Origin of the sequence: Streptomyces sp. NBC_00193 (genome assembly GCF_026342735.1) — a bacterium.
GTDB lineage: Bacteria > Actinomycetota > Actinomycetes > Streptomycetales > Streptomycetaceae > Streptomyces > Streptomyces stoeckheimensis.
This window is the reverse complement of the sequence record NZ_JAPEMM010000001.1, coordinates 1,960,214-1,973,943: the sequence shown is the minus strand read 5'-3', so window position 1 is coordinate 1,973,943 and position 13,730 is coordinate 1,960,214. Positions and strand designations below refer to the sequence as shown.

The following is a 13,730-nucleotide window of genomic DNA, read 5'->3' as shown; positions in this document are numbered from 1 at the left end:
GGACTTCTCCTTCGGAGCGGTGCTTCGGTACTGGGTGCTTCGGGGTGGGGCGGGGGGAGGCCGGGCGGGGGGAGGCCGGGCGGGGGGAGGCCGGGGCTCAGGCCAGGTGGTCGACGCGGAGGAAGATGCTGTCGAAGTAGCTCGTCACGCCGGTCATGCTCGTGCGGTGCATCACGGTCACCGTGTACGGGGCGTCGGGGGTGAGGGAGGCGAGCCGGAGCATGGTCGACACCGAGGAGGCGCGGTCGCCGTGGTGCAGGGCGGCGCGCTCGTCGTCCGGTTCCCAGACGACGGTGGCGCCCTGGGTCACGCGCACGCTGGTGAACCCGTAGGCGTTGTTGTTGCCGACGTTCGTGGTCCGGGCGCCGAAGGTCAGCGCGACCTGGCCCGACGGCGATGCGGTGAAGGTGGTGCTCAGCGCGGTGATGCTCGTGCCCGCCAGGGCTGCGGTGTAGGTGAGGGAGGTGGTGGTGCCGGCGTCCCAGCTCTGCACGAAGCTCGGCTGGGGGACGGCCGGCAGCCAGGCGCTGCCGCTCCACCGCTGGAGCACCCGCTGCGGGGTGTCGCGGAACTGGCCGACGTAACTGGCCGTGGACAGGGTGCCCTTGGGGGCGATGCCGCCGATCGCGGCCGGGTACGGGACCCAGGCGGAGCCGTCCCAGCGCTGCAGGGCGGTGTAGCCGTCCTGGTACTGGCCCGGGTAGGCGCCCGTGCCGGTGTCTCCGTAGACGGGCACGATGCCGCCGATCGCGACGGTCGTGGTGCGCAGGTCCTTCAGGGCTCCGCTCCAGACGATGCCTCCCTTGCCCGCGCTGGCGCCGGCCGGGACGGCGATCTCGTACAGGGGCAGGGAGAGGGCCGGGGCGGCCGGGGCGACCGGGGTGGCGGAGGGGGTGCCGCGGATGATCTCGACGGCGGCCTCGGACTTGCCGGAGGTGTCGTACGAGGCGTCGTAGACGCGCAGGACGAGCAGGTCGACGCGGGCGAACTGGGCGTCGCCGTCGGCGACGGTGAGCGCGACGCCGCCGTCGAGGGTCACCTGGTAGTAGCCCTGGGAGTGCAGGCCCTGGATGACGGCCCGGCCGTTGCTGACGTTGAGGGTCATCGCGGACGTGCCGTCGGTCCAGAACCCGGCGACCCGGTGCTCGCCGCCGTACGAGCCCGGCAGGATGCCCGAACGGGCCTGCTGCGGGTTGATCGGGGTGGTGGCGCCGATCTGGCTGACCCGGGTGTTCTCGCGGGTCTGGCCGGTCGGGGAGAGCCAGCTGGTGATGAGCGGCATGGGGAACTCCGTTCGGGGAGGAAGGAAGGGGAAGCGAGAAGGGGCGGGACGGGCCCGGAAGGTGCGGGGGAAGGGGAGAGCCGGGGCCCCCGCTACCACTCCGCGTGGCGCCAGCGCACGGACATCAGGGCGCCGGGGGCGGCGGTGTCCGGGCGGAAGGACAGCTCGGCGCGGCCCGGTTCGAAGGTGAAGAGCTCCTCCGGGCTGCTGTCCGCGGTGGCCGTGTGGCGCCGCGAGGCGTTGCCGTTGAGCGTGACCGTGCCGGCGCCGGTGTCCACGACCAGCTCGTCGCCGGCGGCCAGGTCGATCGCGTACCGCAGCCGGCGGCGGCTGACCCGCTCCGTCACGGAGGGGGTGCCGCAGGGGCCGCGGAAGGTGATGACCGGGTGGGAGGGTGCGGAGCCGTCGTTGTCGGCGCTGGCGTCGCCCGTGCTGGAGGCGGTGCCCCACTTCAGGGGCCAGGCCAGCGGCCAGGTCAGGCCGCTCTCCGGTTCCGGTGCGAACACGAGCGCCGACTGCTCGTCGACGAGGTACCGGCGCGGGTCGGTGGCCAGCCACTGGACGGAGGCCTTGGCCGCGCCCTGGGTGGCGTACATCCGGTCGGCCGGAACGATCCGCTGGGCGACGCGGGCCCGTACGGCCAGGACTTCGCCGTGCAGCCGGACCGCGAGCCAGCGCTCCTGGTCGCCGAGGGTCAGTGCCTGGCGCAGGGCGCGGACGGTGGCGAGGGAGGCACCCCGCTCGGGGACCATCCACAGCGTGCCGCCGACCTTGCGGGGCTTGGCGTAGCGGGCGCCGGGCCAGGCGCCGTGGCCGGTGGGGCGTTCGGCGTCGGAGCTGTCGAACTCGGGCAGGTCCTCCCAGCCGCTGAGCCCCGACTTCTCGATGGTGTAGGGGGTGCCGGGGCCGAAGAGCATCCCGGCCCACTGCATCTGCCCGTCCTGGGTGATGAGTGAGCCGGGTGCGAGATCGGCGGTGTACGGGTGCGTGGTCTCGGCCATGGCGGGCCGTCACCTCATCTCGGGTGGGGGCGGTGGGGCCGTACGGGGGCGTGCGCGGGCGGAGGCTCCGTACGGGGCGTGCGCGGGGCGGGCTCCCTACGGGGCGTGCGCGGAGCCGGCTCGCTACGGGGCGTGCGCGGAGCCGGCTCGCTACGGGGCGTGCGCGGGGGCGGGCTCCGTAGCGGTCATGCGTGGGCGCCGGCCAGGAACAGCAGGTCCTCGGCGACGGCCCGGGGGCCGGCGCCCGCCTCTTCCCGGAACTCCTCGACGCGGTACGGCGCCGGGCCCGGGGCGCGCGGGTCGACGGGCGGGACGCGGCGGTGGTCGAGGTCCGACACGGGGTTGATGCGCGGGGGCTGGCCCATGGACGTCGGCCAGACGACGCCGCCCTCCGCGAGCATCGGGATCTTGTCGAGATCGACCCCGAACTTCTTGCCGAGGATCGAGAAACTGAGGTCCTCGAGGCCGTCGATGATCCAGTTGGCGAAGGCGATCATGCCGTTGAAGGGACCCGTGACCACGGCCAGTACGGCCTGGAGCCCGGTGGTCACCATGCGGCCGATGCCGCCGAGCGAGCCCGAGAGGGAGCCGCTCACGCGGGCGAAGGCGCTGGGGAGGCTGCTGGTCAGGAAGGTGATCACGGGCCGGATCGGGGCCATGATCGCGTTGAAGGCGCCGGAGGCGATGGAGCGCAGGGCGCGGGTGGCCGAGCCGACCGAGCTGCCGACGCGGGAGAGGCCGCTCACGTCGCCGCGCAGCAGGCCGAGGACGCCGGAGACGACCGCGAAGTACCCCTGGAAGTAGGTGGCGACCACCTCTCCGATGATCTTCAGCACCGGGAGGAGGAACTTCAGCTGCTCCTCGAACACCTTCCCGACGTACGTGAAGAGCTGCTCCGTGAGCCGCTGCCCGGTCTCGGAGTTGAGCGCGAGCTCGATCAGCCAGGCCGCCACCGGGACCAGGATCCCGATGAGGAAGCCGATCGGGTTGGCGCGCATGGCCACGTTGATCGCGGTCATCACGACGGAGCCGACGGTCATGGCGATGCCGAAGGCACCCATCAGCGTGCCGACGATCCCGCTCAGGTCGAGCAGGCGGCCGAGCAGCGCCGTGACCGGGCCGGAGCCCTTGGCGACCTTGAGCAGAGCGGAGCGGGGCCCGGTGGCCGCGCTTCCGGTGCGCTTGACGCCGGTGGACGCCCTGGTGGCGGACCGGCTGATGTTGGCCGCGGACCGGGCCGCCGTGCCCGCCTGGGTCTTCAGCCCGGACAGCACCTTGGCCGCCTGGTCGGCGGCCGGTCCGAGCCGGGCCGTGTCGGTCGCGGCCTTGCGGGCGGCGGAGGTGACCCGTTTGAGCGAGGAGGTGACCTGGCTCGCGGTCTGCCCGGCGCGCCTCGCGTGGCCGGCGAGGCCGCCGAGCGACTTGGTGAGGCCGCCGAGGGGGTTCAGTGCGGCGGCCCCGCTCATCCGCGCGCCTTGGCCAGGTACATCAGCGCGTCGGCGGTGCGCTGCGGGTCGCTCGACTGGTGGGCGTAGTAGTTCTCGATGTGCAGCGCCGAGCCGTTGCCGGCGCCGGTGGCCGTCATCCGGGCGCGGGCGGCCGTACGGGCCAGCAGGCGGTCGAGCTTGGACAGCGGCAGGACGGCTTCGGCCTCGCCGGCCTCGGCGATGATCGCCGGGACACCGCCGCTGCGCGGCATGACGACACCGCCGGCGGCGAGCATCGGGATCGTGGGCAGGCTGACGCCGAAGCTCTTGCCGCCGACGAAGGGGACCCAGCCGGGGACGCTGACCCGGATCTGGTTGATCCGGCCGATCATCGAGTTGATCAGGCCGATGACGGAGTTGATCGGGGACTTCACCGCGCCGACGATGGCGCCGAAGGCGCCGGACGCGATGCCCTTGAGGCCGTTCCACGCGCTGGACATCCGGTCCTTGACGGCGTTGAAGGCGTTCGGGACGGCCGACTTGATCCAGTTGATCACCGGCATGATGACGGCCTTGATGCCGTTCCACACGCTGCTGATGACCGAGCGGACGGCGCTCATCACGGTGCTGATGGCCGACTTGATGCCGTTGAAGGCGGACTTCACGGCGCTGCCGATGGTCTTCAGGACCGGCATGACGGCGTTCTTGACGCTGTTCCACACCGACTTGATCAGGTTGCCGGCGCTCTTGATGATCGGGCCGATGGCCTTCATCACCGCGGAGATCACGGTGCGGATGGCGGTGAACGCCGTGCGCAGGACCGTCTGCATGGTCTTCGAGCGCATCGCCATCTCGACGATCTTCTCGATGAGCGGCATGAACAGGTCGAGCAGGCGGGCGAGGAAGTTGCCCTTCATGGATTTGTTGAGCTTGTCCTGGCCCGAGGCGGCGCGGTCGGCGCCGGTCTTGAACTTCCCCAGCTGCGTCCCGCTGCGCTGGCCGGTCTGGCCGGCCTTGGACAGGGAGCGTTCGGCCTGGTCGGCGGCGGTCTTGAGGTTCTTCAGCTGGCCGGTGGAGCCCTGGGCGGATGTCCGGAGCGTCTTGAGCTGTCCGGACGCCCTGTTCCCGGCGTCACCGACGCGCTTGACGGGGGCGGCGGCGCCGGATGCCTGCGTCTTGAGGTTGCGCAGGGAGTCCGAGGCGCGCTTGGTTGCGCTGGCGAGACTCATGGTTCACACCTCCTTGTGCGGTGGGGTCGTGGATCAGGAAGTGCCGACGGCGCCGGCGGCGGTGTTGGCCGCCGTGCCGAGTTCCCGCAGCTTCGTGGCCAGACCGTCGGTGGCGCCGGCGAGCCGGCCCATGGCCGTCGCGGTCTGCGTCAACGTCCGCGGCTTGGGCAGTTCGCTCAGGTCGAGGCCCTGCATGTTGTCCTTGAGCTTCCCGACCTCGGTGGCGACGGCCTTGATCGTTGCCGGAACCATGCGGGCCAGGGCCGTCGCGATCTTTTCCAGGGCGGAGGCCATCTGCTTGAGCTGGCGGGCGGAGGGCATCTTGTCGATCTCGACGTTGAACTTCTCGATCTTCGGATTGAGGATGGAGAGCTTCTCCCGCAGGGGTTCGAGAGTCGCGGGGTTCGGGAGGGCGTGCAGGGCGCCCACGACCGGGTTCTCGACGGCCAGGCGGTTCTGCAGGCTGGGCAGTCCGCTCGGGCCCGGCGCGAGGATGCGACGCCCGCCCGCGCTGTTCCTGGTGGCGAACTCCATGAAGCTCTTGAACATGGCGCCGAAGTCGAGCAGCTTGAGCCCGAACGCGGCGACGAGGGCGCCGAGGCCGGCCAGCACGGCGTAGAAGATGCCGAGCTTTCCGGCGTCCTTGACGATCGCGGCGAGGTCCTTGAGGCCGAGGAACTCCATCAGCCCCTCCCACCAGGACTTGGGCTGGGGGTCGGGCCCGGCCTTGATGTCCTTCGTGAGCTGTTCGAGCTTGGCCGTCAGGAACTTCTCGGTGACGAGGTTCGATGCCGGGTTGTGCATGACGTACGTCTTGAGCGGGGTCACGAGGCTGTTCTTGAGATCGGTGATCAGCGCGTGGATTTCCGCGTTGGTGGGATCGGCCATGGGGTTCCTCCGCTTCTGGCCTGGTGCGGCGTCTGAACGCCGAAAGCCCCCGCGCGGCGTGGTGCCGGCAGGGGCTGGGTCGTACGAAGGGCTACGGGGCTACGGGGCTGCGGACCGCAGGGCCGCCGGGCTACCGCGCCGGGCGTCCCAGTTCGGTGAGGGCGTCGTTCCAGCCCGCCGTGTACGCGCGCGTCTCGCGGCTGGTGATCTCGGCGTGCAGCGTGGCCAGCAGGGCCTTTTTGTCGAGCTTGTCGTGCTTGTCGGCGGGGGTGGATCTGTCCAGGAGCCGGCTGAGGAGGTCGTGGAGCGTGATCTGCGGTCGTGATCCCTCGGCCTGCTGGGTCATGGACGCCTGCCTTCCGGTTGCTGGCCCTTGCGTGTGATGGCGCCGCGAGTCAGGGCAGGGGCATCACGAGATGAAACGGTTCTCGAACGAGTGTACGAACAAGAGTTTGGAACATTCGTTCGATGTTTGTCGAGCTGGTAAGCCGGACGGCCGGATCGGGCCTGTCCGCCCAGGGCTGATTGGCATCCGATCATGACCGTTTTGGACACCCGGTACGCTGGCAGACTGGTTCCCCGGGCCCCCGGAAGTAGGGCGGGCGGGGGCGATGGGGGACCCCGGGGGCGGGAAGGCAGTTGCTTACAGATGGATAGGGACGCAAACGGCCGAGGGCCGGAGCAGGGGATCGACTGGCTCGAAGTGCCTCACGACCTGCCCCATCTGTTCGCACGGCTCTCCGAGCTCGTTCATGCGGAGGGGCACGCGCCGGAGGACCTCGTCGTGATACCGCGGTCCGAGCTCGACCGTCGCGAGACGGCCGCGTTCACGGCCGGCTGGGCCGAGGCGATGGCCGAGGACCTGCCCCGCATCCGGCGCGAGTACGAGAAGCGCGTCGTCGATGCCTATGCCGCCGGCGGGGAGGCCGGACGAGGCGGCCCGAACGCCCGGCGGGGCGCGAACACGGGCACGAACACGGGCGCGGGCGCCGGTCCGGACGGGGCCGGGCGCCACGGCGAGGGGGCCGAGGTGATCCGGCTGCCCTTCGCCCTGCTCCTCGACCCGCCCGCGCTGGTCACCGAGGCCGAGGACCGCATCCGCCGGGCGCGGCAGCCCGTCGGCGTCGGCCGGCAGCCCGGCGCCGAGCAGCCCCGTGACCAGCAGCCCCGTGACCAGCAGCCCCGTGACCAGCAGCCCCGTGACCAGCAGCCCCGTGACCAGCAGACCGGCGACCGGCAGCCCGACGCGGACCACGAGCAGGCCACCGCGGAGGAACCCGCCGCCGAGGAACCCCGCGCGCACGAGCAGTCGGGGTCCGGCGCGCCGCCCTCCGCACAGGAGGTGCGGGACAAGCGTGCGGCCCCGGCCGGCCGGAAGGTCGTACGCCGCCGGGGCCGGCCCATCGTGCCGCCGCTGAGGACGATTCCCGTACAGCCCCGCGCGCAGGCGCCGTCCGCCGAATCCCCGGCGGACGGGCCGGAGCGGGCGGAGGCGGACGGGCGCCGGAGCCTCGCGCAGAAGGCGCGGGCCCTGGCGCAGGAGCTGGAGGCGCGGGGCGGTGGCCGCCCCGAGCCCGCCGGGGACGGCCGCCGCACGGGCGAACCGTCACCGTCACCGTCTCCTTCTCCGGAGTAGCCGCCCGGCCGGGGAGCGCGGCACGCCGTCAGCCGAAGAAGCCGACGAGCCGCTCCGGGCTGAGCCCGATGCTCCCGGCCGCGGTGTCCCCCGTCCGGCCCGGCGATCCGGGTTCCCCCGGTCCGCCGGGGCCGTCCGCCGGATCCGGCTGCTCGTCCGGGCCGGCGTACGGTTTGCCGTCCGGCCGCGGCACCGGCTCCGGAGCATCGGGGGCGTCCCCGTCCTCCGCCGCGTTGACGCAGGCGAACATCCAGTTGGCGGCCGCCAGATGGTCCACGGTGGCCGCCAGCAGATGGTCGGTCACCGACCAGTCGGCGGCTTCGCCGAACAGCTCCCGGTTGACGGAGCTGTCCCGCGGCAGGTGCTTGAGCAGGACCTGGAGCCGGCGGGAGGAGAGTTCTCCCCGGTGCCAGTCCAGGAGGTCCTTGCCGTAGTAGCGGAGCAGGTCCGCTTCGAGGGCCTCGGCGTGTTCGTCGACGAACTCGACGAGGCTCAGCCTTCCCCCAGGCCGAGCCCCGTCTCCTTGCCGTAGGCCTCGAGGATCGCGGCGATGTCCTGCATGGTGATGTCGTGCTGCTCGAAGCGGGTGAACTGCGAGTCGCCCAGGAGGAGCCGGAGCAGACCGTCCACGTCGTTGTCGTCGAGCTTGCGCAACCCCTTGGCCGCGGCCCGGCTGAGCTCGGTGGGAAGGGTGTACGTCTCGTCGTCCAGCTGGAAGGACCAGGTACGGCCGAGGGCCTCCTGGCGCTGGGCGCGGGCCGCGTTGACGTCGAAGCCTGCCATGGTGATGGGTTCTCCTCTGGGTGAAGGGAAGTCGTGAGGGGTGGGGGCGGGGAGGCCCTGCGGCCGCCCCGCCCCCGTCAGGGCCTGTCGGCCGGTCAGACGAGCGAGTACGCGCTGTCCTTCATGACGAAGCTCGCCAGCGGCTTGTCGTCGCCCGTGGTGAGGGCGGTGAAGGTGATGCCCAGCGTGGAAGCCGACTTGCGGGCCAGCTTGATGTCGTCGGAGGCGGTGACCTGGCCGCGCGGGATGTAGAAGCGGTAGGTCACGACCGAGCCGTCGGAGGCCTTGGTGTCGGTGAACTCCAGGCCGAGGGCGCGGGCGTCCGACTTCGGGGAGTCCGCGATGTCGTAGCGGTAGATGCCGTTGGACGGGGTCGCCTCGTCGGCCACCGCGCCGCCGCCCATGAAGAACGGCAGCGTCAGCTCGTTGAACTGGAGCATCGAGAACTTGATGCTCAGGTCCCGGTCGGAGTACGTGAAGTGGACCGGGCTGACGGCCTGCCACGAGTCGACCGGCTCCAGCTTGTCCTTCTTGGAGAAGGTGACGCCGTCGGCGGTGGTGAAGCCGAGGTCCTTCCAGCTGGCGCCCCAGTCGATGTCCGGCTTACCGGTGAAGGCGGTCGGCAGCGCCGTGCCGGCAGCGGCGACGAAGAGGCGACCGTTGCCGGCTACGCGGATCTCGGACGAGTTTCCTGCCATGGTGATGCTTCTCCTTATATAGAGGGCTGCCGCTCCGGACCCCGGATCTCTCCGGGGCCGGGTACGGCGAAGGCCCCGCCGGACGGCAGGGCCTTCGTCTGTGGGGCCGGGGCGCGGGAGCGCGCCCGCCGGCCGGTGCGTCAGAAGACGCTGAGGGACACCTCGATGACGCAGACGTAGCGGTTGGCGCCCCGGTAGAGGTAGTCCGGGAGCCAGCGCGGTCCGTCGTGCTCGACGACGTCGGTGAAGGTGTTCGAGCCGTACGTCTTGCCGAGCGCGGCGAGCAGGGCCCGCCGGGCGGCGTTGGCCAGCGTGTGCGCGGCGGCCTTGGTGGGCCCGTACACCTCGAACTCGATCAGCGGCATGTCCACGTGCAGGTCGCCGGTCCAGGCGCCGCCGCGCCGGTTGACCATGACGGCCCGCTGGGTGCCGTCGAATCCGGCGGGCGGGCTGACGGCGACGACGGCGGTGGACAGGGCGGGATCAGCTTGGAGGACGTCGACGACCAGGGCCTCGACGTCGGGGAAGGCACTCGGGGGAGTGGTCACGACGATTCACCTCGGGCTGATGGGTGGAAGGGGGCTGTCGGGCGGTGCCCGGACGGGGGCGGGGCGGACACCGCCCGACGCGGAGCGGCGGCCGTCTTCCCGGCGTTCCCGTCGGGCGCAGCTCTGCCGCTGCGCCAACTGTGACATGGTGCGTGCGCGCGCGCAACTAAACCGGGAATCCGCCTGGCCGACCGTGCGGGATCGGCCTGAGATCCGTACGAGGTCGGCCCTGGACCAGCCCTGGATCAGCCCGATATCGGCCCGAGTTCAGGCAGGGCCGGTGATCATGTGGGCATGGACCTACCGGATCAGCTGGCGAAGGCGGCGCAGGACGGCGACGCGGCCACCGTGGCACGACTCCTCGCCGGGGGAGCCGAGGCGGACGCCCGGAACACGGACCGGCGCACCCCTCTGGAGCTCGCGGTGCGCGCCGGGCGGGCGGAGACCGTACGGCTGCTCCTCGCCGCGGGGGCGGATCCGGGCGGCGAGGCCGGTGAGTACGAGGATCTGACGCCGATGCTCATGGCGGCGATGTACCCCGACGCCGAGGTGGTCGGGATCCTGCTCGACGCCGGCGCCCCCGTGGGCCCCCAGGGCGAGTACGGCCTGGCGCCGCTGCCGGTGGCGGCGACCAGCGGGGACGAGGGTTACCCGCACCTCGTGGTGCAGTTCCTCGACCGCGGCCATGACATCGACGTCGTGATGCGGGACCGCACGGCGCTGGAGCTCGCGCTCGTCGGCGGGAAGTGGCGGATGGCGCGCTGGCTGCTGCGCCGCGGCGCGAAACCGACGGAGTACGCACTGAGCGCGGCGTACCGCCGCGGGAAGCAGTCGCCCGAGGACGAGGCGGTGTACAGGCCCCTCTTCAGCATCATGCACGCCTCCCTCCACCCCGAGTGGCCCAAGGCCTGACGCACGCGAAAGCGCCGGTGCCCGGCCTCCGTGAAGGAGGCCGGGCACCGGCGCGCGGGTGGAACGGACAGGTCAGGCGGGCCGGCGGCTGGCGGCCCGCTCGGCGGCGAACACGTCCTCCAGCCGGAACAGCTGCGCCCGCCCGGCCCGCCCCGCCGCCGCGAGCCGCCCGAGCTGGACCCACTTGCGGATCGTGGCCGGGGCGACCCCCGCCTCCCGGGCGGCCAGCGGACCCGGGACCAGCGCGGGAAGCAGCGGGACACGGGAAGAGGGGACGAAGGGAGAGGAGGGGGCGGACGGGGAGGAGGAAGAGGCGGAGGGTGCAGGGGTCACGGGGCGGTGCCTTCCATCGCGGCGTCGAGTTCGTCCGTACGGCACCCCGCGGCGGCGGCCAGGGGGGCCCACTCGCCCTCGGGCCACAGGTGGCGGTAAGCGGGGTCGTCGCGGCAGCCGCACTCCTCGTCGGTGCAGCGGCAGGCCGGGTTCACGCACAGCACCGCCCGCCGGTCGGGGAAGGCGCGCAGGGACACGGAGTCGCACCACGGGCACCGGCCGGCCACCCGGACCACCTGCTCGGTGTCCCCGAGGGCGCGGGCGCAGCGGCGGGCCATCCGGCGCAGCTCGTCCCGTACGTGCCGGGCCAGCACGGGGTGCGCCCCGATCTGCTCCAGCAGCGCGGCGATGCGGCGCAGCCGCACCGGTACGCCGGCGGCGCTCGGGCGGGGGACCCCCAGCCGGGCGCAGGCCGCCTCCTCCAGTTCGACCACGCCGTCGGTGATGTCCCGGATCGTGTCGGAGACGTGCAGGCGGATGGGGGCGGCGCCGTACCCGGGCACGGTCAGCCCGTGGCGCTGCTGGAGCAGGAGGGCCTCCCGCTTCTCCTCGCGCATCCGTGCCTCGGCCGCCGGTCGCGGCGGCTCCGGGGGACGCCCGCCGTACGAGGCGTGCGAGTCGAAGGGGCCGGAGCGCCCGGGCGCCAGCTCGCGGGCGAGCTCCGGGAACTGGCGGATCAGTGCGGCGATCCAGAGGGCGCTGTCATCGGCGGCGCGGGCGGTCACGAGGGGCTCCCGGAGAGCTGGGGGACGGCGGAGGGAATGCCGTTGCGCCACAGCCGGCCGCCGCAGACCCCGTCGAACCGGCTCTCGGCCGGGGCGACGGCCTCCTCGCACTCGGTGTGGACCGTGCAGACGGCGCAGGCACGCAGCGCGGGCGCGGCGTCCTTGGCCCGGCGGGCGAAGACCACGGCCGGGGAGAGGGCGGCGCAGGCGGCGGCGGACTGCCACGGGACTGCGTGGGGGCGGGGCGGCGGGGAGCGGAAGGGCATGGCGACTCCATGACTGAGGAGCTGGGCGGTGACGGGGTGCGGGTGCTCGGTGCTGCCGTGACCGCGGGAGAAGACGTGATCGGTGTGGCAGGTGGGGCGTGGCCGCCACTCTGACATGTTGCGCGCGAGCGCGCAATTAAGAATCTTGTGAGGGTATCCCGTATGCCCTGTGTAAGGTCTGATTCTGTGCGCGCAAGCACGCTAGGGTGAGTTCCCCATGGGGTGGACTGAGGAGCGACACATGAGCACTCGCGAATTGGACGCGTTCGCGGCCTGGGTGGAAGACCTGATGCGGCAGCGCGGCTACGACATCGACAGCCCGCGCGGCGGAGGCAAGTCCCGGATCGCCGACGAGGCCGGTGTGCACCGCGCGGCGGTGACCCGGCTGCTGCAGCGGCAGAGCATGCCCGACCTCGAAACGATGCGGCGCATGGCTCCGTTCCTCGGGGTCTCCGTGCGGGACATGCTGATCCGCTCCGGCCGGGTCAGCCCGGAGGAGCTGCCGCTGGCGCCGCTCCCGCTGCCGGCCGGCGGGCAGCGGCCCGCCATCGAGGACTTCGCGCGCTGGCTCGGGGTGCCGGAGGAGCGCCGCGCGGTGTTCGTCAAGGTGGTGAGCCAGTTCCTGGAGCCCGCCGAGGGCGAAGGGACGGCCTCGGCCGCGCCCGCCGCCCCCGAGCAGCCCGCCGAGGGCCGCCGCACCGCGCGCGAGTGACCGCGGGAACCGCCGCGGAATGACCCCGCGCCCGGCCGGAAGCCGCCGCCGGCGGGGAGGGGCGGCGGCCTCCGCGTAGCACACGTGCACCACGGCCGCACGTCGGAGGGACTGCATCCCGGCCTCGGCCTTGTGGCGACTGGCCGGAGGGCCCTTCGGGCTGCCGGGGCTGGGGCTTTTGTTTTGACCGGAGTGGATGCGGTGGGTACGCTCAGACCTTGTGCCTGGGGTGTGCCTGGGCTCCTGTGCGTGTCCATCAACCGCACTTGAGCCGTAATCAGCCACCGCGATTCATGCGTTTCCACGCTTGCGTGGAGGTCCGCCGGATCCGACACACCCGACCGCGTGGGTCGGCAAATGTTCCAGGTTAGCTTCACTACACGGCACACAGAAACCGGAGAAGTAGTGCCTACGATCCAGCAGCTGGTCCGTAAGGGCCGGCAGGACAAGGTCGAGAAGACAAAGACCCCCGCGCTTGAGGCTTCGCCCCAGCGTCGCGGCGTCTGCACGCGAGTGTTCACGACCACCCCGAAGAAGCCGAACTCGGCGCTGCGTAAGGTCGCGCGTGTGCGTCTGACCTCTGGCATCGAGGTCACCGCTTACATTCCGGGTGAGGGACACAACCTGCAGGAGCACTCCATCGTGCTCGTGCGTGGTGGCCGTGTGAAGGACCTGCCGGGTGTTCGTTACAAGATCATCCGCGGTGCGCTTGACACCCAGGCTGTCAAGAACCGCAAGCAGGCCCGCAGCCGCTACGGCGCCAAGAAGGAGAAGTAAAAAATGCCTCGTAAGGGCCCCGCCCCGAAGCGCCCGGTCATCATCGACCCGGTCTACGCATCTCCTCTGGTGACGTCGCTCATCAACAAGATCCTCCTGAACGGCAAGCGCTCCACCGCCGAGCGCATCGTTTACGGCGCCATGGAAGGCCTCCGCGAGAAGACCGGCAACGACCCGGTCATCACGCTGAAGCGCGCGCTGGAGAACGTCAAGCCGTCGCTTGAGGTCAAGTCCCGCCGTGTCGGTGGCGCCACCTACCAGGTGCCGATCGAGGTCAAGCCGGGTCGTCAGTCGACCCTCGCGCTGCGCTGGCTCGTGGGTTACTCCCGCGCCCGCCGCGAGAAGACGATGACCGAGCGCCTCATGAACGAGCTGCTCGACGCGTCGAACGGTCTTGGCGCTGCCGTCAAGAAGCGTGAGGACACGCACAAGATGGCCGAGTCCAACAAGGCCTTCGCGCACTACCGCTGGTAGTCCCAACCCACATCGAGACCGAGAGAAGACTGAGCCGAT

Annotated in this window: 18 protein-coding genes; 5 read left to right on the top strand and 13 right to left on the bottom strand. The window is 71.8% G+C overall.

Annotated elements, in window-relative coordinates; translation table 11 throughout:
• Nucleotides 1–97: 97 nt before the first annotated feature.
• From OG898_RS08375 to OG898_RS08350, 6 genes are all read right to left on the bottom strand, one after another.
• Nucleotides 98–1,282 (bottom strand): hypothetical protein, encoded by a 1,185-nt coding sequence (locus OG898_RS08375; protein WP_250754713.1) that lies wholly within the window; start codon nt 1,280–1,282, stop codon nt 98–100.
• A 92-nt stretch (nt 1,283–1,374) separates the two neighbouring features.
• Complete coding sequence (locus OG898_RS08370; RefSeq protein WP_266955913.1) at nt 1,375–2,283, bottom strand: phage tail domain-containing protein; 909 nt, start codon at nt 2,281–2,283, stop codon at nt 1,375–1,377.
• Between the two features lie 185 nt (nt 2,284–2,468).
• Nucleotides 2,469–3,749, bottom strand: a complete 1,281-nt coding sequence (locus tag OG898_RS08365) for a tape-measure protein (protein ID WP_266955911.1) — start codon at nt 3,747–3,749, stop codon at nt 2,469–2,471.
• Nucleotides 3,746–4,939: a phage tail protein gene (locus tag OG898_RS08360; RefSeq protein ID WP_266955909.1), complete on the bottom strand. Its 1,194-nt coding sequence runs from the start codon at nt 4,937–4,939 to the stop codon at nt 3,746–3,748. The genes OG898_RS08365 and OG898_RS08360 overlap by 4 nt, the downstream gene beginning before the upstream one ends.
• Nucleotides 4,940–4,972: 33 nt before the next feature.
• Complete coding sequence (locus OG898_RS08355; RefSeq protein ID WP_266955907.1) at nt 4,973–5,827, bottom strand: hypothetical protein; 855 nt, start codon at nt 5,825–5,827, stop codon at nt 4,973–4,975.
• A gap of 130 nt (nt 5,828–5,957) precedes the next feature.
• Nucleotides 5,958–6,173, bottom strand: coding sequence for a hypothetical protein (locus OG898_RS08350; RefSeq protein ID WP_250754702.1), 216 nt, complete (start codon nt 6,171–6,173; stop codon nt 5,958–5,960).
• A 303-nt stretch (nt 6,174–6,476) separates the two neighbouring features.
• On the opposite strand from OG898_RS08350, the gene OG898_RS08345 reads away from it, so the two are divergent.
• Nucleotides 6,477–7,463 (top strand): hypothetical protein, encoded by a 987-nt coding sequence (locus tag OG898_RS08345; protein WP_266955905.1) that lies wholly within the window; start codon nt 6,477–6,479, stop codon nt 7,461–7,463.
• Between the two features lie 28 nt (nt 7,464–7,491).
• Here OG898_RS08345 and OG898_RS08340 read toward each other — a convergent pair whose 3' ends face one another.
• The 4 genes from OG898_RS08340 to OG898_RS08325 form a co-directional block, all read right to left on the bottom strand.
• Nucleotides 7,492–7,908, bottom strand: coding sequence for a hypothetical protein (locus tag OG898_RS08340; protein WP_266960131.1), 417 nt, complete (start codon nt 7,906–7,908; stop codon nt 7,492–7,494).
• Between the two features lie 47 nt (nt 7,909–7,955).
• On the bottom strand, nt 7,956–8,246 hold the full coding sequence (locus OG898_RS08335) for a hypothetical protein (RefSeq protein ID WP_250754698.1): 291 nt from the start codon (nt 8,244–8,246) through the stop codon (nt 7,956–7,958).
• A 95-nt stretch (nt 8,247–8,341) separates the two neighbouring features.
• Nucleotides 8,342–8,944 carry a phage tail protein gene (locus OG898_RS08330; protein ID WP_250754696.1) on the bottom strand — a complete coding sequence of 201 codons (603 nt, stop codon included), beginning with the start codon at nt 8,942–8,944 and terminating at the stop codon, nt 8,342–8,344.
• 140 nt (nt 8,945–9,084) lie between these two features.
• Entirely contained in the window at nt 9,085–9,492 is a 408-nt protein-coding gene (locus OG898_RS08325) for a hypothetical protein (RefSeq protein ID WP_266955902.1), read from the bottom strand.
• A gap of 294 nt (nt 9,493–9,786) precedes the next feature.
• Here OG898_RS08325 and OG898_RS08320 point away from each other — a divergent pair, with 294 nt between their 5' ends.
• Nucleotides 9,787–10,404, top strand: coding sequence for an ankyrin repeat domain-containing protein (locus OG898_RS08320; protein WP_266955900.1), 618 nt, complete (start codon nt 9,787–9,789; stop codon nt 10,402–10,404).
• A gap of 72 nt (nt 10,405–10,476) precedes the next feature.
• On the opposite strand, the gene OG898_RS08315 is transcribed toward OG898_RS08320, so the two are convergent.
• The 3 genes from OG898_RS08315 to OG898_RS08305 form a co-directional block, all read right to left on the bottom strand.
• Entirely contained in the window at nt 10,477–10,659 is a 183-nt protein-coding gene (locus tag OG898_RS08315) for a hypothetical protein (RefSeq protein WP_250754729.1), read from the bottom strand.
• 74 nt (nt 10,660–10,733) lie between these two features.
• Nucleotides 10,734–11,462 carry a hypothetical protein gene (locus tag OG898_RS08310; RefSeq protein ID WP_250754689.1) on the bottom strand — a complete coding sequence of 243 codons (729 nt, stop codon included), beginning with the start codon at nt 11,460–11,462 and terminating at the stop codon, nt 10,734–10,736.
• Complete coding sequence (locus OG898_RS08305) at nt 11,459–11,728, bottom strand: WhiB family transcriptional regulator (protein WP_250754687.1); 270 nt, start codon at nt 11,726–11,728, stop codon at nt 11,459–11,461. The genes OG898_RS08310 and OG898_RS08305 overlap by 4 nt, the downstream gene beginning before the upstream one ends.
• Nucleotides 11,729–11,969: 241 nt before the next feature.
• Between OG898_RS08305 and OG898_RS08300 the strand changes: the two genes are divergently transcribed.
• The 3 genes from OG898_RS08300 (at nt 11,970) to rpsG (ending at nt 13,691) form a co-directional block, all read left to right on the top strand.
• Nucleotides 11,970–12,440: a helix-turn-helix transcriptional regulator gene (locus OG898_RS08300; RefSeq protein ID WP_266955898.1), complete on the top strand. Its 471-nt coding sequence runs from the start codon at nt 11,970–11,972 to the stop codon at nt 12,438–12,440.
• A 405-nt stretch (nt 12,441–12,845) separates the two neighbouring features.
• Entirely contained in the window at nt 12,846–13,217 is a 372-nt protein-coding gene (gene rpsL / locus OG898_RS08295) for a 30S ribosomal protein S12 (RefSeq protein WP_007265893.1), read from the top strand.
• A 3-nt stretch (nt 13,218–13,220) separates the two neighbouring features.
• Nucleotides 13,221–13,691: a 30S ribosomal protein S7 gene (gene rpsG / locus OG898_RS08290; protein WP_215023410.1), complete on the top strand. Its 471-nt coding sequence runs from the start codon at nt 13,221–13,223 to the stop codon at nt 13,689–13,691.
• The last annotated feature ends 39 nt before the right edge of the window (nt 13,692–13,730 follow it).